Here is an 18162-nt window from a genome sequence, read left to right on the forward strand (position 1 = left end):
GCCGATCCTCACAGTCCGTGGCAGCGCGGCACGAACGAGAACACCAACGGGCTCCTGCGCCAGTACTTCCCGAAGGGAACGGATCTCTCGAGGTGGTCCGCCGAGGAGCTCGAGGCTGTCGCCCACGCTCTGAACACCAGACCCCGCAAAACCCTCGGCTGGAAGACGCCAGCCGAGGCGTTCAACGAGCAGCTACTGTTGCTCCAAACCGGTGTTGCAACGACCGATTGAATCCGGTCAGTACACCAACCGGGAACCGGCCGCCGTCGCCGGCCGGATGGGCATACGGCTGTCCGTCGGACAGACCGGAGTCTGCTGGGACAACGCTCTCGCGGAGTCCTTCTTCGCCACCCTCAAACGCGAACTCGTCCCCGCCGACGGCCACGTCTGGTCCAGCAAGGCCGCAGCCCGCACGGCGATCTTCGAGTACATCGAGGACTGGTACAACATCCGCCGCCTGCACAGCAGCCTGGGCCACCGCAGCCCCACCGACCACGAGACCGCTCTCGCGGCCTGACCGACACAATCACCGCGTCCGTCAAAGCGGAGCAAGCTCAGGCGTCTCACCCCATGGATTCCGCTGACCTGGAGGACATCGCGCGTCTTTGCGGCCACTCCCCCGGCCAAGCGGCCGAACTCCTCGACCGTCTGGTGAGCGTCCGGGCGCTTGCCTTCTGGCAGCACGACTTAATCTCCGGCGCAGTCCGATGGCGCATGGCCCAGCTCACCTCTTCGCATTCAGATGCACTCGACGCGGGTTGAGGAAGTTGCCGCCTCGCCGGCGTCTGCCTGGTCGCGTAATCAACCCTTGTCGCGCACGGCCCTCGTCCATGACCAAGCCACCCGCATACCGAAGCGAGCCTCAACAGAGGCAGTGCTCAAGCTGGACGTCGGAAGGGAACGACTCAGCCACTGCAAGACGAGACCGGCCTGAAGGAGGACGTCATAGCCGAAGCCAAGGACGTCCTGCCAGAGGCTTGCGCTTCGCGGGCTGCCGTCCCGGCTTCCTGGACGGCAGCCGTATGGTGGCCGCCGCGGTCGAGGAGCAGGACACGGCGGACAACCCGCACCTGCTCCTGGACGACGGCGCTCTGCAGCCGCCCGCCGAATTCGATTACCCCAGGACTGGCTGCCCCGCTCGCCCTCGAAGAGACGGCTCCTGGCTGACGCTGCACAGCGACGCACTGCACCGCTGGCAGCTGATGAGGTGAGGACATGCCTGACACATGCGACAAGGCCTACGGATCGGTTTGCGTGCCGGGCAAAGACCATCATCGCCCTGGCCGGCGCAGGCCTCCTCTGTAGCTTCGGCAGCGAATCGGGTACGGTCTTCCACAGGATCGGACACCTCGGGTGTAGCGACTCGCAGTCGCCCCGATCCACTTGGGAGAGACCAGGGTTCGAGTCCCTGTCCGCTCTGGCGGGTCGTCCAACAGGAAAGACGCTCCCTACCTTCTTGTGCTGCTTCACCTCATTGCCTGTCATGCCCATTCGACGTAGGGCTAGTCAGGTGTGTGAAGTTCAGATCCGCCATCCCGGCCTTGAGGCGCTGGATCAGATTTTGCTGCCGCTGAGCCAATGAAATGATGACTTCAGGGGCTGACCAGGTCGATTCTGGCAGCGCCGCGGCATTGGCCACGGAGTACCAGTTTCCGAGGACTTCCAGCATGAGGTCGACGGTGCCACTGGCTCCATGAGCATCGTGACTGTCAGCAACCGATGTGAACACTCCCTGGTGCAATGCCGTGTTACGCACCACATACATCCAGCTGAGTTGAGCTCGATACCTTTCTTCCGTTTCGGTGAGCCATTCCGCGCATTTCCTAGGATTGGTCAGGCGTGCGCGCCATACGGCGAGTTCGTGGGCAGGCAGACCAGGAAGGACTGAGTGAAGACAGACCAATGCCTCGGAGCCAGCTTTGATCTCTTCGCTTGCTTCAGGGGAGGCTGCGAGTATGTCGGCCCATCGGTTGGGGTCACACAGCAGGCCGTGTTCGTTGACGGTGGCCGCCAAGTCGATCTCGCTGAGCGGCCGAAGATACAGATTGTCGGCGTCGGCCGCTTTCTGGTGGGCGAGGGTGGCGCGTTCACGCACCTGCATCAGCTGCTGTTCCAATGTCAGTGGGGCGCTCTCGTCCCCGAGGTGCTGCTCCATGCGGCGCACCGCGCGGGAAGCATCCTCTGCACGCCGTTTCACCGCTCGGCAGGTCGCTGTGGCGACCGTCCGTACACATTGGTGAGAACTGATCAGTTGTTGGCGCAATGCTTGAAGGCTCAGAGCCCGGGCAAGACGAACGTGCGGTGCATTATCTTTGTAACCGTGCTTGATGCCGGCCGCCTCAAGAGCGGCCCAGGAGAGGGCTGCCCTGGTGAGCGGTGAGGACGTGGAGCGTGCGATGTGGGCCGTACGCAGGCATTCACGGATTTCTGCAGGCCAGTGACTGGTCAGCGGGCGTGCTGTGTTGATTGCAGGCCCACGCAAGGTGTATTGACGGGAGCGGTTGCCTGTTTCCTCGTACACCAGTATCTCGGGCCGAAGTCGCAGCTCGGCAATGCGGTTACCGGCCATGTAGGCGTCGAGTGCTTCTTCGATGCCCCTCCTGGCTACATGTACAGCCGTACCGCGGTCGGGGGCCGTGACCCGCAGGGTCAGCAGGACGGCAGCGGCCGACCGTTCCTCCGCTCGGGCGTCCCTGTTGCGGTGATGTCCATGCAGTGACGCGAATTCCTTCAGCCTCGAGGTGCCTTGCCCCCATCCGTCAGGTTCCCTCTTCCCGATCGGAAACTGTCGGATGTCGGCACCTGCGTCAAACAACTCGTCCAGATGAGCCAGCGTGCGTGAACCTTCCACGACGGCTGCCACCCGTATCCGGCGCTGCATGGGACACAGAACTGACAGCAGAGCCTTGCCTGCGGGAATCTGCTGGAGGAAACGCTGTACATCGGCAAGCAAGCACTCGTAGTCCCGGCCGCGCCAGACGGCGAGGCTCGCAACCTCGGCAACCGCCCGCTCGGCCGCTTTCGCGGGTAGCGCCGTCTCCCATGCCTGCTCGAAGAGATCCAAAACCGTGCACTTCACTGCGGGTACGAGTGACTTCAGTTCATCGGCCAGTTCACCGCAGCGAACTGTCCCCTCGAGCCCACCTTCGCCCTGGGCGATTACCTCGCTCAACAGGTCACGCACGTCCTCGAGTGGTTTCCGGTCGCGGGTTACGACAGGCTCCAGCATCTGCACAGACTTCAACGCGCTGCGAATCACCGCGAAAGCCAACTCTGTATGCGGTTGAGGCCTGGAGTGGCGCCCGCTGGCGCGGGAGCGGAGCACGGCTTCGGCGCGTCCGAGGGAGAGCACGGTTGCTCCTCCCGCTGCAGCATGCTGGCTGGCATAGGCTCCGGGGTGCACTGCCCTGAGCGTCGCCTGAATCAGCATCTGTTGATGGCTGGCGAGACCAGCCTTGCTCATGCCGGTGATCAGTTCCGGCTCAGACCCGGGATAGAACATTCCCGGACCTTACCTGCTCAGCAAAGATTGCCGGATGCAGGCTCAAGAAACTGTTGCCGTACCGGTAGCGAGGTCTGCCAGCCGGATGGGAGTCGCAAGCGGCGTCCAAGCCGACGAGGTCAATCTGCCTGACTGGGACCTTTGTTGTGCTCCGAGTCGGGCTCAGTCCCACCACAGGACGACAGTGAGCGGGCCTTCCCCCAGGGTGGTGGACACGCGGTCATTGATCACGCGGCGAGCGTGAGCTTAGCGGCGTGGTGTCGTCGTTCGTGTTCGTCGGGGCTGAGGTGGCCGTTGGCGGAGTGCCGGCGGCGGGTGTTGTAGCGGGTCAGCCAGGCGAAGACGGTCCTTCTGCAGATGGCGGCGTCGCCGTAGTGGCGGGCGCCTTGGAGGGTCTCGCGTTTCAGGGACGCGTGGAAGCTCTCGCAGGCCGCGTTGTCCGCGCTGGAGCCGACCGCGCCCATGGACCGGGTGACACCCAGCTGGTCGCACAGGCCGGCGTAAGCCCTCGCCCCGTACTGGGCGCCGTGGTCGGAGTGGAACACGGAGCCGTCCAGGCCGCCGCGGGTGCGGGCCGCCATCTTCAGAGCGTCGGCGACCAGGTCGGTGCGCATGTGGTCGGCGATGGACCAGCCCACGACCTTCCGGCTGAAGCAGTCCAGCACCGTCGCGAGATAGAGGAACTCGCCGCCGACGAGGGGCAGATAGGTGATGTCGCCCATGTATTTGCGGCCCGGCTCGGTGGCGGTGAAGTCCCGCTGGAACAGGCCCGGGACCTGGGAAGCTGCCAGGTCGGAGAGAGTGGTGCGGATGCGTCTGCCCAGGCGGACGCCGGTGATGGAGAACGTCCGCATGACGCGGGCGACGCGTTTCTCGTTGACGTGCAGGCCGGTGTCCCTGAGCTCGGCGGTCACCCTCGGGGAGCCGTAGGCGCCACCGGAATCGGCGTGGACCTCGCGGATCCTGGCGGCCAGGCGCTGGTCGGCCCGCTGCCTCGCGGCCCTGGCCTCCCGGCCGGCCCGCCACTTGTAGTAGCCGGACCTGTTCACGTCCAGGACCTGGCAGAGCCGCTTCACCTCGAAGGCGTCCCGGTGGTCGTCGACGAACTGGAAGCGGCTGATCACCAGTTCGTCTCCCCGGCGAAATACTTGGCTGCCTTGCGGAGTATGTCCCGCTCGGTCGCGGGCTTGCGCTCACTCGCCTCGAGCTCGGCCACCCGGGCTTCGAGCTGCCGGATCCGCTCGTCCGGGTCCGAGGACGGTGTCACCTGGGCAGAACGGGCTGCGGTTCGTGTGACGGTCTGGTTGGCACCGCGGCGTTCGCGGTCTCGCTGGACCCAGGTCCGCAGGGTGTTCCTGTTGATGCTCAGGTCGGCGGCGACGCTCTTGTAGGTCGCCCCGGGTGTGGACTCGAACAGGGTCACGGCATCGGCCTTGAACTCGTCCGAGTAGTCCTTCATCGCCATCGGCGATGGTCTCGCTTTCTCCGGATCAAGCAGATCCAGTATCAGCGTGTCCACCATTCAGGGGGAGGCTCCCAGATCAGAGACCTGCTAGAAGGCCATCAGGCTGCAATACAACTGAGACGGCATACCCGGCGTTCCTCCATGTGCTGGCACATAGGGTGTGCGGATCACCAACGGCAGATGATCGGGGGCCTGATGAAGAAACTTCGCCGCGCCGCTCTCTTTGTGACGCTTCCCCTGGCGGTCGTCCTGGTCGCGGGCTACGTCTGGTACCGGACGAGCGAGACCGGCGAGCGCTGGCGGTACGAGGAGAAGCTGAGCTCCTACTGCGCCGGCCTTCTCCCGCTCGAGGAGTCGGCCGTCTTCACCGGCTACGACACGGAGACCAGCCTCTCCGTCGACCTGCAGCACGGCACCGGCGATGACGTCTACCACCGCTGCAAAGTGGCCGACCTGTACGTGTCCGTCGGCCGAATACCTGCCGAGGCGGACACGGCGCCCGAGCGCGTGGACGGCATTCTCGCCGAGCTCGGCCCCAGGTCGCGCGACTTCCTGCCGGTGGGACTCGGCGGCGGCTGGACCGGCCACACGGACCTGCACAGCACCAGCATCGTGCTGCCCTGCACCAACAAGCCCGGGTACATAGCCGTCGACGCCGAGAGCGACGACTCGCACGCCACCCCGACGGGGGCCCGCCAGGTGGCCGAACTGGCCGCCGGCATCGCCCGGAAGGCGGCCCGCCACTGGTCGTGCGAGGCCGAACCGGGTGACCGCATTCCGCCCCTTCCGGAGCCGAGGAGCAGCTCGTGGCCGCAGAGCGCCTCCGGCACCTGCGCGGGCCTGGGAATCCCCAACGACGACCTCTGGGTCCATTGGGTCAAGGAGACCCCGGCTTCCGCAGCAGCCCTCACGGAGCGCTGCGCACTGGGCGAGACCAAGGCGCGTGACGAGGTGCTCTACTGGCTGTCGGCCGACTACGGGCTCTACGCGCAGGCCCGGCGCGCCGCCAATGACGACCTGAAGCCGTGGGAGGAGCCCTCCGGGCTCGCCCCCAACCGGGCGTATGCGACGGCCTCCTGTCCCGGCGCCCCTGACGCGCTCCTCACCATCTCCGCGACCGAGTACGTACACGGCGCAAAGCCCCGCTTCCTCGTCGACACCCTGGCGGCCTTCGCCGAACGCTCGGTGAAGCTGCACGGCTGCACCGATCTGAAGCTCCCCTCCGCCGGGTGAGTCTCCGGATGCCGTGAAACGACAAAACGGTGCCCGCACCCCTCGCTCGGGGTGCGGGCACCGTTTTGTCGTTCCGTGGGAGGAGGATGCCTGAACGCTCTCCAGGCCCGCTCCGGCGTCAGCGTCGCAAGGCGTTCACCAGCTTGTCCGGGGTGGCTCCGTGCGCGAGAACGGGAGTCGTCCGTCAACGGCTCCCGGAGGCAGTGCGAGACCCCCGCCGCTTGATGCACGGCCGGAGGAGCGGGCAGGGGCACCACCCTGGTGCGTGGCAGACGGAGCGCGCGCCCGCTCCCGAGTTCGGTCACCGGTTCCTTCGTCACGCCGTTTCGCCGCTTCCGGTCCTGCCCAGTGGATCCGGTCTTCACTGCGGTAGTTCTTCCGGTCTCCGCTGGGCGGCTGCGGTGAGCTGGGCGGCGAGGTTCTTGAGCGCCTGCCGTAGTTCGTCGGGTTGGTGGATGGTGAAGGGCCATTCCAGGGAGGCGAGCATGTGGGCCATGCCGTCCAGCCGTTCTGCCCGTGCGTGCATCAGGACACCGGTGGGCTGGGCGGTGAGGGTCACCGCGGAGCGGGGCAGCCGGCGGGCGATCTCATCGAGGGGGCCGTGGATCGTCACCTCGACCTGCCAGCGGTAGGACCCCTGGGCGAGGGTGGAGGTCAGATGGGCCACGGGGTCGAAGCCGTCGGGTGCGGTGAAGCTGTCGGCCCGGGGGGTGACGGAGGCGATGCGGTCGATGCGGAAGGTGCGCAGGCCATCGCGGAGGTGGTCGTGGCCGATGACGTACCAGCGGCCGGTGTGGAAGACCACGCCGTAGGGGTCGATGTCGCGTTCGGTGTGTTCCTGGCGCCAGGACTGATGGCTGATGCCGACGGTCGTGCGGGCGCGGGATGCCTGGGCCAGGGCCAGCAGGACGCCGGTGCCGGGTGCCTGCCCGATCACGGCGTTGGCGGTGAACGACAGGGTCTCCCGCATAGCGGCGAGCGGTTCGCGCAGGGCGTGCGGGAGCACCCGCTCGATCTTGGCCAGGGCACCGGCAGTCGCCGGCGCGGCGGTGCCCATGCCCAGACGTTCTGCGGCGAGCAGGCCAAGGACGACGGCGAGGGCCTCGTCGTTGGTGAGGACCAGAGGTGGCATGCGGTAGCCGCGGGCCAGCCGGTAGCCGCCGTAGCGACCTCGCTCGGCCTCCACGGGGATGCCCAGCTCCCGCAGGTGGGCGGTGTACCGGCGCACCGTGCGCACGTCGGTGTCCAGCCGGTCGGCCAGCTCCGTCCCGGTGAGCCGGGCGTTGGACTGGAGGAGTTCCAGCAGGGTCAGCACACGGGTGAGGGGATGCGACATGGATCACTCAGCGTTTCAGGGCGGATTCTGTCCTGTATCGACCTTACGCTCCCCGCAGCACCTCACTTCAGGGAGATCGCATGGCCACCTTCGTACTCGTTCCCGGCGCCTGGCTCGGGGCATGGGCCTGGGAAGACACCGCCCGCGCTCTGCGCGAGCGCGGCCACACGGCGCTGCCGCTGACCCTGACCGGCCTGGCCGAGCGCGCCGACCAGGGCGGACCCGAGACGGACCTGGACACGCACATCGCGGACATCACCGGCTTCGTCGAGCGGACCGATCTGCGCGACGTCACGCTGGTCGCCCACAGCTACGCGGCGGCCCCGGTCACCGGGGCCGCCGGACGTCTCGGCGACCGGCTGGAGCGCGTGATCTACGTGGACAGCGCCCCGTTCGCCGCAGACATGTGCATGCTCGACCTCATGCCACCGCAGGCAGCTGACCAGCTGCGCCAGCAGGTCGACGCCGCCGGCGACGGGTGGCGGCTGCCGATGCCGCCGTTTGAGGTCCTGGGCTCGTCCGGCAGCCTCGACGGGCTCGATGAGGGCCGGCGGGACGCTCTGCGCTCGCGTGCCACCCCTCAGCCGTTCGGCACCTATGTCCAGCGTCTCACCGGCCCGGCCGAGCCCGGTCCCGGTGTGGACCGTGTCCTGGTCGCCTGCCGTGACTTCACGGGGCTGCTGGATGCCGGGGTGCCGATGCTGGCCTACCTGAGCCAGCCGCCGTGGCGGCGCTTCGACCTGCCCACCGGGCACTGGCCGATGCTGTCCGCGCCCGCCGAACTCGCCCGCGTCCTCGACAAGGCCGTCTCCTGACCGCGCCGGCCCGGAGGCACAGCCCGGTGCCTGACCACGGGAGCGTCCGCCGGCTGCGGGCCCACGCCCAGGCCCTGGCCGGCGGAGCACGGGAGGACTCCGCCGAGGCGGTCGTCCGCCGGGTCTTCGCCATCCAGGCCCAGGACGCCACGGCCGCCGGCCTGGGCATCCGGGTACGCGGCCGGGACATCACCGCCCAGGCCATCCGCACGGCCTACGAGAAGGAACGGAGCATCGTCCGCAACTGGTACATGCGCGGCACCCTGCACACCATCCCCGGCGACGACGCGCGCTGGGTGTTGCCGTTGCTGTCCCCGCGCATCCTTGCCGCGACCAGCCGCCGCTACCAGCAACTGGGCCTGGGCGGTGACCTGCGCCGGCGCGCCGACCATCTCATCCGGCGTGCTCTTGCCGCGCACGGCCCGCTCACCCGGGCCGAGCTGACCGAACGCCTCACCACCCTCGGTGTTCCGCCGGACGGGCAGGCGGCGTTCCACCTCATCCGCCACGCGGCACTCACCGGCGTCCTCTGCCATGGTCCGCAGCGCGCCGGTGAGGCCACGTACGTGCTGCTCGACGACTGGCTGCCCTCCACCAGGCGCTTCCGGTGGGAGGGCGACGATGCTCTCGCCGAGCTGGCCCGCCGGTACCTGGCCGCGCACGCCCCCGCCGTCTCGGAGGACTTCGCCGCCTGGTCCGGACTGCCGGTCACCTGGGCCCGCAGGGCCTGGAAAACGCTGGCGGAATCCGACGTGATCACCGAGTACGGCGCATTGACCGTGCTCGCCGGGCAGGTGCAAGAACTCCCACCCCCGTCTGACACCCCGGACGTTCGCATGCTGCCCGCCTACGACAACTACCTGACCGGCTACCGCACCCGCGAGGCGTCCGTCCCCGCTCTCCACCAGGCCCGCGTCCGGCCAGGAGGCGGCCTCGTCCGCCCCACCGTCATCGCCGACGGCCTGGCCATCGCCACCTGGACCCGTGGCCCCGGCTCGCGCTCCGTCCAGGTGGACGCGTTCGAGCCTGTCCCGCCTCAGCTCGAGCAGGGTGTCGAGAGGGAAAAGGAGGCCGTCGTCGGCTTCCTGCGGCCCACCCCATAGCCGACCCGCATCCCGATCCGAAAAGTGCGGCCGCACATGGCCCAGTCGCTGCCTCGTCCGGACGGCGCGCGGTGGTGGCCACGGCCGTCCGGCAGGGCCCAGGGCGGCGGCCGTCTGAGGCGACGCGCCGGCGGAAGATCCAGTTTCTGTACTTCGTCGGCAAGACGGTGCCGCCGCCGACAGGCCCTGCACCACTCATCCTGGACCGTGTTTCGGCCCGGCGTCTGCGGTCTCTGGCCCAGGCGATCGGCCGGGAGACGGGTCACGATCCCGACGGGTCGGTCGCCCGCTGGGTCTGCGGGACAGGAACTGGTCGTCCCACCGCTACGGGGTCTACCTCTCCTTCATGCACGCAGCTGCCCGCCAGGCGCCGTCCACGGCCGCGGTGCCGTGCTGGCCCGCGTGCGGCAGGGCATGGCGCTGTTCGCCCGGACCGTGCATCTCGGCACGAACACCGTCATCGAGGTCGACGGCGGCAGGGCCACGGCTCGTGGCGCCCAGCTGAGCACCCATGTCCTCGCGGACGGCTCGGACAGCGTCTTCGTCTCTGCGGGGCATACCGGCACCGAGCTGGTCAGGACGGCAGACGGCTGGCGGATCTCCGCCACCGCCCTGCGGATCGCGTCGACCCGGGGGACGCCACCGCACCTGCCGGAGGAGTTCGCCCCGGCCGCCGGCATCTGACGGGCGACCGGTCGGCCGGCCCCGGGGGATGTGGCAGGGGTCACGGGAACTTGCCGGACCGGCCGGAGAGGTAGAGGTGTGAGATGTGACGATCAGGAAGACCGGGAGCGCATGCGCACACGCATCAGGGCGGGCGACCGCCAGGCGTTCGGTGCGCTCTACGAGGAGTACGCGCGGCCGGTCTACAACCATGCCTACCGGCTGACCAGCGACTGGTCGACGGCCGAGGAGGTCATGTCCGAGACCTTCCTCGCCGCCTGGCGCACCCGGCACGCCGTCGAACCGGAGGGCGAATCGCTGCTGCCGTGGCTGCTTGGCATCGCCACGAACAAGGCGCGCAATGCCAATCGGGGCACCGGGCGGCGCCGGGCCTTCCTGGCCCGCCGCCCCGCCCCGGACCCCGTCGCGGACATCGCGGACGCCACGGCCGGACACGTCGACGACACCCGGCGGCTCGCCGCGGTCCGGCAGGCGCTGGACGGACTGCGGCACCAGGACCGCGAGGTGCTGGCCCTCTGCGTCTGGTCCGGTCTCGACTACGCGGAGGCCGCCGAGGCACTGGGTGTCCCGGTGGGCACGGTGCGGTCGCGGCTGTCCCGCGCCCGCGAGCGGCTTCGGCGGCTCACGAACGAACGGCTGGGCAGCGCAGCGGGTGGGTTCGCGCCGGCCGTGCGCCCCGGAGAACCGGCGTGGCCCGCACGCCCCGGGGACGGCAGCGGGTCCACACGCCTCGGACCGGGCGCGTCCGTACAACCCCGGGACGGCACGCCCGGCCGCCCGACGTGCCCCGAGGACGCCGCGCCCACGCGTCCCGAAGACACCAGGGCCCCACGCTCCGGAGAGGCCGGGCCCCCCTATCCCGCCGGGGAAGCCCGCACCGCGCGCCCGCGAGAAAGCGTCCGTCCCGGCAGGGAACCCCGTCCCCGCCGCGGAGAGGTAGAGGGCAGGGCCGCATTCGTGGTCCTGCCCATCCAGGAGGAAGCCCGATGAACGACCGTGCCTCCGGCCCCGACCGGGCCGAACGCGAGGAACTGGCCCGGCTGCTGCCGGTCCCGGCCGAACGGGACCTGCCCCCGGGCCGCCATCTCCACCACAAGGAAAAGCTGATGCAGCTGATCGACCAGGACCACGACCGCGCCACCGCACGCCCCCGGCGCCGCCTCCCGCGGCCCGCCGTCCTGCTGCCCGCCGCCGGTCTGGCCCTGGGCGGGGTCCTGTTCACCAGCCTCGCCATGACCGGGCAGGACCACAACCCGGCGCCCTCCACCGCCCGCTCCTCGGCGACGGCCCCTCGCGGTGCGACCATGCTGCTGGACCGGATCGCCACGGTCGCCTCGAAGAGCGACGCGCCGAAGGTCACCGACGGCCAGTTCGTGTACGTGAGGACGCTGCAGGCCGAGAACGAGGGCGTGTTCGGCGGTCCGGTGAAACTGGGCAAGCCCGGTGAGCGCGAGGTCTGGATGACCCAGAAGTCCGGGCCGGTGGTCGACGAGGGCCTGATCCACCAGGACGGCACGTACTTCCCGATCACGGTCGGCGTCCCGGACGGCGAGGAGCCCGTCGGCTCACCGGCGGGCCTCAACCGCCCGACGTACTCCTGGCTGGCCTCCCTGCCCACCGACCCCGACGCCCTGCTCCGCCGGCTCGCCGCCGAGATCACCGCGGACCAGGACGCGCGCGACGTCCCGGCCGACGAGCGGAACCCGGACCAGGACGCCTTCGAGGCCATCGGCGGGCTGCTGCGGGAGACCCTGATGCCTCCGGAGACCGCAGCCGCCCTGTACAGGGCCGCGGCGAGGATCCCCGGCGTGAGCGTGGACTCCGACGCGGTGGACGCGGCCGGCCGGCAGGGCATCGGCGTGGCCCGCGACGACGAGCGCGCCGGCTGGCGCACCGCCTGGATCTTCGACGCGAAGACCCTGGAGTACCTGGGCGAGCGGACCTACCTCACCCGGGACACCTCCATGGGCAAGAAGGGCACCGTGACGAACGAGTCGGCGGTCCTGGAACGCGCGGTGGTCGACGCCCTCCGCGAGAAGCCGGGGACCACGGCCTGACGCGACGGCCCTGACCTGACCGCATGACAGATGCTGTGCCGGGAAGCGCCGAGGCGGCGCCCTGCCGTCCCGAAGGGGAACCGGGCGGGGCGCCCCTCGCCGTCCCGAGCGCGCTCGGCGGGCTGTGGGCGGTCCGGCACGGACGGAGCACCCGACGTCGCGCTCGCCGAGGCCGAGCACGCCGGGGCACCTGGGGCGCGGGACTCGTCCTCTGCAGTGGGGGCTGAGGCACGGCCGCGTGCGGGACACCCGTGCCGGGGCAGTCGATGCTCAGGTCGCACCATCCCGTCCCGTCGTCGTGGATGGGACGTGCTGCCGAGCTGTCCCGCCTGGTGCCACTACCTGCCAGCGCCTGATGCCGCTGAGCGCCAGTAGATCGATGCCATTCACGCCAGGCCGGGAGCGGATTCTCGAGCGTGGGTGACGTCGGAGTGGTGACACTCAGACACTGGCACTGGCACTTCACATGGGTGGCGTAGCTGTCCGGCACCAGGCGCACGTCCAGGTCCGCAGGGACCTCCTGGTCCAGCTTGATCAAGAACTTTACGGGTCGGTCGACAGCTTGAACGCCTCTGTGCGGTGCGGTTGCAGGCCGAAGGCCCGCCAGATCCGCGACACGGTCGACTGCGAAAGGCCCGTCTCCTGAGCCGTCGCCCGCGTGGACCAGTGCGTGGCATTCTTCGGCGTCGACTTCAGCGTCCGCTTCACCACCGCGGCGACCTGTTCGTCGGTGACCGTTCCGGGGCCGCCGGACCGCGGCATGTCACCCAGGCCGGCGATCCGGTGCCCGACGGACCTCGCCCGCCACCGGCCCACCGCATGCGGTGTCGAACCGAGGTGGGCGGCGACATCCTTGTTCGACGCACCAGCCGCGCAGGCCAGGACGATCCGACACCGCAAAGCCCACGCCTGCGGCGTGGAGCGGTGGCGCTGCCGGAAGGGGAGCGTGCCGCCGATCGCGCCGCGGGCTCCTTCCCGGACTCGGTGCCCGGCGTAGCGCTCGTGGTCGGGGAGGCAGCTCGTTGCCGTCGGCCAGAGCCTTCTGCCCGCCGGGGTCAGGTTCTGGATCGGATGCCGTCCGGCCTTGTCGCTCGTCGGTCTCGGATGGACGTAACGGCCGCCGGTCGAGCACGGACTGCTGCCTCGGGTCAGGCTTCCATGTCACTTCACATGTGGCGGGAGTCACAACGGATGTAAAACCCGCCGGCCGTGCGCGACGTCTTGTGGGTGTGAGATCAGGCAGGAAGGCGCTGGGCGAGCTGGATGAGGAAGGTCTCGTCCGGCTGGTGGCCAAGGGTGACCGTGTCGCGTTCGAGGAGCTGTACCGGCGTACGTCGCCGTGGATGGCGGTTCGGCTGCGGCGTCGGTGCGCGGACGAGCAGATTGTCGCCGAGGTGATGCAGGAAACGTATCTGGCGGTGTGGCGCGCGGCGGGCGCGTTCGCCGGGACGGCGGTCGGGGGGACGGCCGTGGGCTGGCTGTGGACGATCGCGGCGCGTCGGCTCGTCGATGCGTTCCGGCGCAGGGCCCACCACGCGGAGCCGCCACCTGCGGCGGCCTCGCGGTCCTTGGCGCCCGCTGCCGAGGAGGAGGTGCTCGCGGCGAGTGTCGGGGGTGACGTCGGGGACGCGCTGCGGCGCCTCGCGCCGGAGCTCAGACAGGTGCTGCAGGCCATGGTGCTCGACGGGCTGACCGTCCGGGAGACCGCGGTCCTGCTCGGGGTGCCCGAGGGCACGGTCAAAACCCGGGCTCGCCGGGCCCGGATCGCGATGCGGAAGGCGCTGGCATGAGCGTGGAACACGCGTCGATGCGGATCATCAACGAATATGCGCGCGGTGACACGGACATCGCCGTCGACGAGGTGTGGGCCCTGGAGGCCCATCTGGAGATGTGCCAGGTGTGCCGGGACCGGTTGTCGGCCGCCGTCGCGACGCGGGCGCCGGCCGTGGTGGCGCTGATAGACACGGTCTGGTCCGACCTCGGGCCCCAGTTGGCCGCCGCGACCACGATGCGGCGGCGGAGCTGGTTGCCGCGACTGGCGAGGTGGCTGACACCCGCGATGGTGCCGTGGCTGGTCATGGTGGTGAGCGTGACACTGCTTGCGCTGCTGCTCGATCTGGCGGGCACCGGTGCCAGGTTCGGCTCCGGTGAGGTGTCCTTGATGCTGCTGCTCGCCCCGGTCCTGCCCGTGCTCGGCGTCGCGGCATCCTGGTCGCGCGGTCTGGATCCGGCGTACGAGCTGACGGCCTCCGCGCCGAGGGCGGGGCTGTACCTGGTGCTGCGGCGCACTGTGTCCGTGCTCGCCGTCGTCGTTCCCGCGTTGTTCCTGGGCGGATACGTGGCGGGGGTTTCCGGGATGACGGCCGTGCAGTGGCTGCTGCCTTGTCTGGCCTTCACCTCGACGACCTTGGCGCTGGGCGGTGTCATCGGCGTGACGCGCGCCGCTGTCGCGCTGGTCGCTGTGTGGGTGGCCGTCGTCGTGGCGCCGACGCTGGCCACCAGCCGTACGACCTTTGCTCTGCAGACGGGCGGTCTGCCCGTGTGGGCGCTGGTCCTCGCGCTCGGCACCGGTGTCGTGCTCGCCCGTAAGGGCGCGTACTCCGCGCTGGGAGCCCACCGTTGACGACCGGAGAGTCCGCCAGGACGGACACCTCGTCAACCACCGGAAACGACATCGGAGAGGATTCCCCATGATTGCCGCAGTGAACGCGGCCGACCTCGTGCCGACGGCCTACGCCTGGCAGATCAAGGCCACAGGGCTCAAGGTGAGGGCCGGCAGGAAACGGATGGCCGTCGACGGCCTCGACCTGTCACTGGGCACCGGCGTACACGGCCTGCTCGGCCCCAACGGGGCGGGCAAGACCACCCTCATCCGGGCGCTGGCCACCGTACTGCGCCCCGCCCGGGGCACCCTGGAGCTGCTCGGCGAGTCCGTGGGCGGCATGGGTGAGCACCGTGCGCTGCGCCGCCGGATCGGCTACCTGCCGCAGGAGTTCGGCTACTACAAGCGGTTCACCGTGCGCGAGTTCGTCGAATACATGGCGTGGCTGAAGGAAGTGCCCAAGGCGGAGATCCCCGCAGCGGTGCAACGCGCCGTGGAGCGGGTGGGTCTGGCGGACCGTGCCGACGAGCGGATGAAGGCCCTGTCGGGCGGCATGGTGCGGCGCGTCGGCATCGCCCAGGCCATCGTGAACGACCCGTCGATCCTGCTGCTGGACGAGCCGACGGTCGGTCTGGACCCGGCACAGCGGCTGCGTTTCCGCGAGCTGTTGCAGGAGCTGGGCACGGACACCTGCGTGCTCGTCTCCACCCACTTGGTGGAGGACGTGGCCGCCGCCTGCACCGACGTGGTGCTCTTCGCCGAGGGCCGACTGGTCTTCCAGGGCACCCCGGGCGAGCTGGCCGCTGCGGGTGGTCCCGAGCACGTGGGCGACAGCCCACTGGAGCGCGGCTACTCGGCCCTGCTCCAGGGCCCCGAGCGGGGAAGGGGCGCCTGGTGAACGCACGCGTCCTGCGCACCGAGCTGAAGCGCTCCGTCGCCCCCTGGGCCGGCGCCCTGGTCCTGACGAGTGCACTGGCGTTCCTGTACCTGGTGGACGGCGCATGGTGGAAGGGCAGCACGGCGTGGACGGCCCAGTGGACGTCCCTGGCCCTGACCACCCGCGGCCTGCTGTTCTACCTGTGGCCGCTCGCCGTGGGGCTCGGCGCGCTGCAGGGTTTGCGCGACCACCGCTCGAAGATGTCCGAGCTGCTGACGAGCACACCGCGGCCCGCCTGGCACCGCGCGGCCACGGTGGCGGGCACGACGGCGATCGCACTGGCGTCGGCCTTCGCGCTCCTCGTCCTCGTCGGCGCGGTCCAGGTGCTCGCCCATACCGAGTACGCACACCTCGGGTGGCTGCCGATCGCGCTGGTGGGAGCCCTCTCTCTCGCCGCAGGGGCGACGCTGGGCATGGGGGCCGGTCGCGCCCTGCCATCCGCGCTCACCCCTCCCGCGCTGGCCATGGGCGCCTTCGTCTTCTCGGCCCTGATGCACATGTCGTTGGGCCGGACGCAAACGTACACGGCGTCGGGCGTCCCGGTCACGGAACCCAACCGGGTCTCGCTGCTGTCCCCGGCGGTGCAGGAGGTGCGGGACGTACTGGTCACGCTCTCCGCGTCCGTGCACGTCGGGCAGACGATCTGGCTGCTGGGCCTGGCCGCGACCGGTTTCGGGCTGCTGGCCGCCACCACCTCGCGCACCCGGCTGATCGCCCTGACACCACTGTTGGCAGGCGCGGTGATCGCTCTGCTCGTCCTCCCTTCCGACCCGCGCCGGATGTACGTCGTCGACGAGGCCGCCGCGGAGCCGGTGTGCGACGGCCCGGTGTGCGTGACGAAGACGCACCAGGGACGGCTCCCCGGATTGGCGGGGCCCGGCAAGGAGGCGCTGCGCCTGCTGCACGAAGCCCTGGGCGACCGTGCACCGGTCTCCATCCGGGAGAACACCGCCGTACTGCCGGACGGCTCCACACCGCGGTGGTCCCAGGAGACCGTGCTCTTCGACTTCGACGAGGACATCATCGCCGCCGCGGAGGGCGAGGAGCTGACCTGGGCCCTGATCGCCAAGGGCATGGTGCCGGGGTGTGATCCCGTCGGCTGGAGCGGCTTCGGAGAGGACGACTTCGCGCGGACCGTCGCGGTGGGCTGGGTCCTCGGGGACCTCAAGTCGCTTCCCGGCGCAGGGCCGGCAAGCCTGCGCCGCGAGGCCGACGCCGAGGCCCGCCCGGTGTGGAGAGAGCTCGAGGCGCTTTCGCGGGACGAGCAGCGCGCGCGGATCAACGCGATGCGCGCCGCCGCGTTCTCCTGCGAGGGCGGCGCGTTCGACGCGCTGAAGGGCGGTGCGTCCCAGTGAGGTGGCTGACGCTGTACGCACGCTCCCGGCAGGTGCCCGCGTCACTCGCCGCAGTGATGATCAGCGCGATGGCGGTGTGGGCGCTCGCCAGGGACGGCGGCACAGAGCCGTGGGACCCACGGCCGCCCGTGCTCGTCCTCGCCGCGGCGGCGATGGCGGTCTCGATCGGGCTCAGCGGGCAGGACCTCGCGCTGGACCGGACGGCCGCGCTCCGCTGGGCACCCCGCAGAGCGGCGCACGTGCTGCTCAGCAGCGGGATCGTCGCCACGGCGGTGCTGGCCGTGCAAGCGGTGGGCGAGGACATGGCCACGACCGCGTTCGTCGTTCGGGACAGCGCGGGCCTGATGGGGCTGGTCGCTCTAGGCGCGGCACTCTCGGGCGGGCAGTTCGGGTGGACGCTGCCGTTCGCCTGGCTCGCGTTCTCGTTCTTCGCCCCACCCGCCACGAGTGTGCCGATGCAGGTGGCGACCTGGATGCTGCTCCCGCCTGGCACGGCGGCGGGCACCTGGACGGCCCTCGTCCTCACGGTCGCCGGCACCACGGCCTACGCCCTGGCGGGGCCGAGACGGTAGCCGGACCGGACGGTCGAAGACGGAGCGCCGTTCGCACAGGATCGGCGACAGTCCGTGAGCAAGTGCGCATAGGCCGGACGATGACGGTGGTCACCCGCGGTCCACGGCTGGTACGGCGACCACATCGTCACGAAGTCGGGAGCGGCAGGAGTCGGGCGCCACCACCAAGGTCCGGCCGAGCCGGACGCGTCGCGGAAACCGCGTGCAGCTCCGCGCCTCGGGGCCGGGCCCGGCGGGGTAGGTGCCGTCGGTTCCAGGCCGTCAAGGACCAGGAACGACCTCCGCACCAGTCAGGTCCTTCGGTCAGGTCGACCGGCGCAGTCCGTCAGAACCGTCTCGCACAGCATGCTGGTCTTGCCAGGGGTTCCGCCAACGGCGACCTGCGGATTCGTGAGCGGCTCCGGGGTGTTCGCAGAACCCTCGCAACTGGTCATCCGTGAGGATCACGCAGCACCCGGCCGTAGCCGCTGCGCTTGGGTACGCGGGCCGAACCGTTCCGTG

18 protein-coding genes are annotated in these 18162 nt (G+C 70.0%); 14 read left to right on the forward strand and 4 right to left on the reverse strand.

From position 1 onward, the window contains the following. The 3 genes from A2U95_RS31255 to A2U95_RS31265 all read left to right on the forward strand — a co-directional run. On the forward strand, nucleotides 1-231 hold a 231-nt coding region (locus tag A2U95_RS31255; RefSeq protein WP_166029301.1), incomplete at its 5' end, for an IS30 family transposase. Continuing rightward, nucleotides 212-517: an integrase core domain-containing protein gene (locus A2U95_RS33240; protein ID WP_420857082.1), complete on the forward strand. Its 306-nt coding sequence runs from the start codon at nucleotides 212-214 to the stop codon at nucleotides 515-517. The genes A2U95_RS31255 and A2U95_RS33240, both read left to right, overlap by 20 nt. 460 nt (nucleotides 518-977) lie before the next feature. Further along, a complete protein-coding gene (locus tag A2U95_RS31265; protein WP_166029305.1) occupies nucleotides 978-1211 on the forward strand; it encodes a hypothetical protein in 234 nt (77 codons plus the stop codon). Nucleotides 1212-1471: 260 nt separating this feature from the next. Here A2U95_RS31265 and A2U95_RS31270 read toward each other — a convergent pair whose 3' ends face one another. Continuing rightward, on the reverse strand, nucleotides 1472-3502 hold the full coding sequence (locus tag A2U95_RS31270) for a hypothetical protein (RefSeq protein ID WP_166029307.1): 2031 nt from the start codon (nucleotides 3500-3502) through the stop codon (nucleotides 1472-1474). A gap of 227 nt (nucleotides 3503-3729) precedes the next feature. Then, nucleotides 3730-4967 (reverse strand): IS3 family transposase gene (locus A2U95_RS31275; protein WP_420857083.1). Its coding sequence is split into 2 segments (ribosomal slippage): nucleotides 3730-4641 and nucleotides 4644-4967, totalling 1236 coding nucleotides; the frame shifts between segments, so codons are not numbered across the junction. 195 nt (nucleotides 4968-5162) lie between these two features. Here A2U95_RS31275 and A2U95_RS31280 point away from each other — a divergent pair. Next, nucleotides 5163-6200 (forward strand): hypothetical protein, encoded by a 1038-nt coding sequence (locus A2U95_RS31280; RefSeq protein WP_166029309.1) that lies wholly within the window; start codon nucleotides 5163-5165, stop codon nucleotides 6198-6200. A gap of 361 nt (nucleotides 6201-6561) precedes the next feature. Here the strand turns inward: A2U95_RS31280 and A2U95_RS31285 are convergent, their stop codons facing one another. Then, nucleotides 6562-7536 carry a helix-turn-helix transcriptional regulator gene (locus A2U95_RS31285; protein ID WP_166029311.1) on the reverse strand — a complete coding sequence of 325 codons (975 nt, stop codon included), beginning with the start codon at nucleotides 7534-7536 and terminating at the stop codon, nucleotides 6562-6564. A gap of 80 nt (nucleotides 7537-7616) precedes the next feature. Here A2U95_RS31285 and A2U95_RS31290 point away from each other — a divergent pair, with 80 nt between their 5' ends. The 5 genes from A2U95_RS31290 to A2U95_RS31315 all read left to right on the forward strand — a co-directional run bounded on the left by A2U95_RS31290 (nucleotide 7617) and on the right by A2U95_RS31315 (nucleotide 12195). Then, complete coding sequence (locus A2U95_RS31290) at nucleotides 7617-8351, forward strand: alpha/beta fold hydrolase (protein ID WP_166029313.1); 735 nt, start codon at nucleotides 7617-7619, stop codon at nucleotides 8349-8351. 26 nt (nucleotides 8352-8377) lie between these two features. Further along, nucleotides 8378-9454 (forward strand): winged helix DNA-binding domain-containing protein, encoded by a 1077-nt coding sequence (locus A2U95_RS31295; RefSeq protein WP_166029315.1) that lies wholly within the window; start codon nucleotides 8378-8380, stop codon nucleotides 9452-9454. Nucleotides 9455-9490: 36 nt separating this feature from the next. Continuing rightward, nucleotides 9491-10138: a nuclear transport factor 2 family protein gene (locus tag A2U95_RS33495; protein ID WP_277351011.1), complete on the forward strand. Its 648-nt coding sequence runs from the start codon at nucleotides 9491-9493 to the stop codon at nucleotides 10136-10138. Nucleotides 10139-10249: 111 nt separating this feature from the next. Next, nucleotides 10250-11128, forward strand: coding sequence for an RNA polymerase sigma factor (locus A2U95_RS33645; protein ID WP_338104505.1), 879 nt, complete (start codon nucleotides 10250-10252; stop codon nucleotides 11126-11128). Then, nucleotides 11125-12195: a CU044_5270 family protein gene (locus A2U95_RS31315; protein ID WP_166029319.1), complete on the forward strand. Its 1071-nt coding sequence runs from the start codon at nucleotides 11125-11127 to the stop codon at nucleotides 12193-12195. The genes A2U95_RS33645 and A2U95_RS31315 overlap by 4 nt, the downstream gene beginning before the upstream one ends. 543 nt (nucleotides 12196-12738) lie before the next feature. Here the strand turns inward: A2U95_RS31315 and A2U95_RS33930 are convergent. Further along, nucleotides 12739-13095: a helix-turn-helix domain-containing protein gene (locus tag A2U95_RS33930; protein WP_420857084.1), complete on the reverse strand. Its 357-nt coding sequence runs from the start codon at nucleotides 13093-13095 to the stop codon at nucleotides 12739-12741. Nucleotides 13096-13424: 329 nt separating this feature from the next. Between A2U95_RS33930 and A2U95_RS31325 the strand changes: the two genes are divergently transcribed. From A2U95_RS31325 to A2U95_RS31345, 5 genes are all read left to right on the forward strand, one after another. Further along, a complete protein-coding gene (locus A2U95_RS31325; RefSeq protein ID WP_277351012.1) occupies nucleotides 13425-13985 on the forward strand; it encodes an RNA polymerase sigma factor in 561 nt (186 codons plus the stop codon). Beyond that, nucleotides 13982-14818 (forward strand): zf-HC2 domain-containing protein, encoded by an 837-nt coding sequence (locus A2U95_RS31330; RefSeq protein ID WP_166029321.1) that lies wholly within the window; start codon nucleotides 13982-13984, stop codon nucleotides 14816-14818. The genes A2U95_RS31325 and A2U95_RS31330 overlap by 4 nt, the downstream gene beginning before the upstream one ends. A gap of 67 nt (nucleotides 14819-14885) precedes the next feature. Then, nucleotides 14886-15695, forward strand: coding sequence for an ABC transporter ATP-binding protein (locus A2U95_RS31335; RefSeq protein ID WP_166029323.1), 810 nt, complete (start codon nucleotides 14886-14888; stop codon nucleotides 15693-15695). Beyond that, nucleotides 15692-17089, forward strand: coding sequence for a hypothetical protein (locus A2U95_RS31340; RefSeq protein WP_166029325.1), 1398 nt, complete (start codon nucleotides 15692-15694; stop codon nucleotides 17087-17089). The genes A2U95_RS31335 and A2U95_RS31340 overlap by 4 nt, the downstream gene beginning before the upstream one ends. After that, on the forward strand, nucleotides 17086-17661 hold the full coding sequence (locus A2U95_RS31345; protein WP_166029327.1) for a hypothetical protein: 576 nt from the start codon (nucleotides 17086-17088) through the stop codon (nucleotides 17659-17661). The genes A2U95_RS31340 and A2U95_RS31345 overlap by 4 nt, the downstream gene beginning before the upstream one ends. Nucleotides 17662-18162 lie beyond the last annotated feature (501 nt).

Source organism: Streptomyces chilikensis (assembly GCF_001642695.1).
GTDB classification, from domain to species: domain Bacteria; phylum Actinomycetota; class Actinomycetes; order Streptomycetales; family Streptomycetaceae; genus Streptomyces; species Streptomyces chilikensis.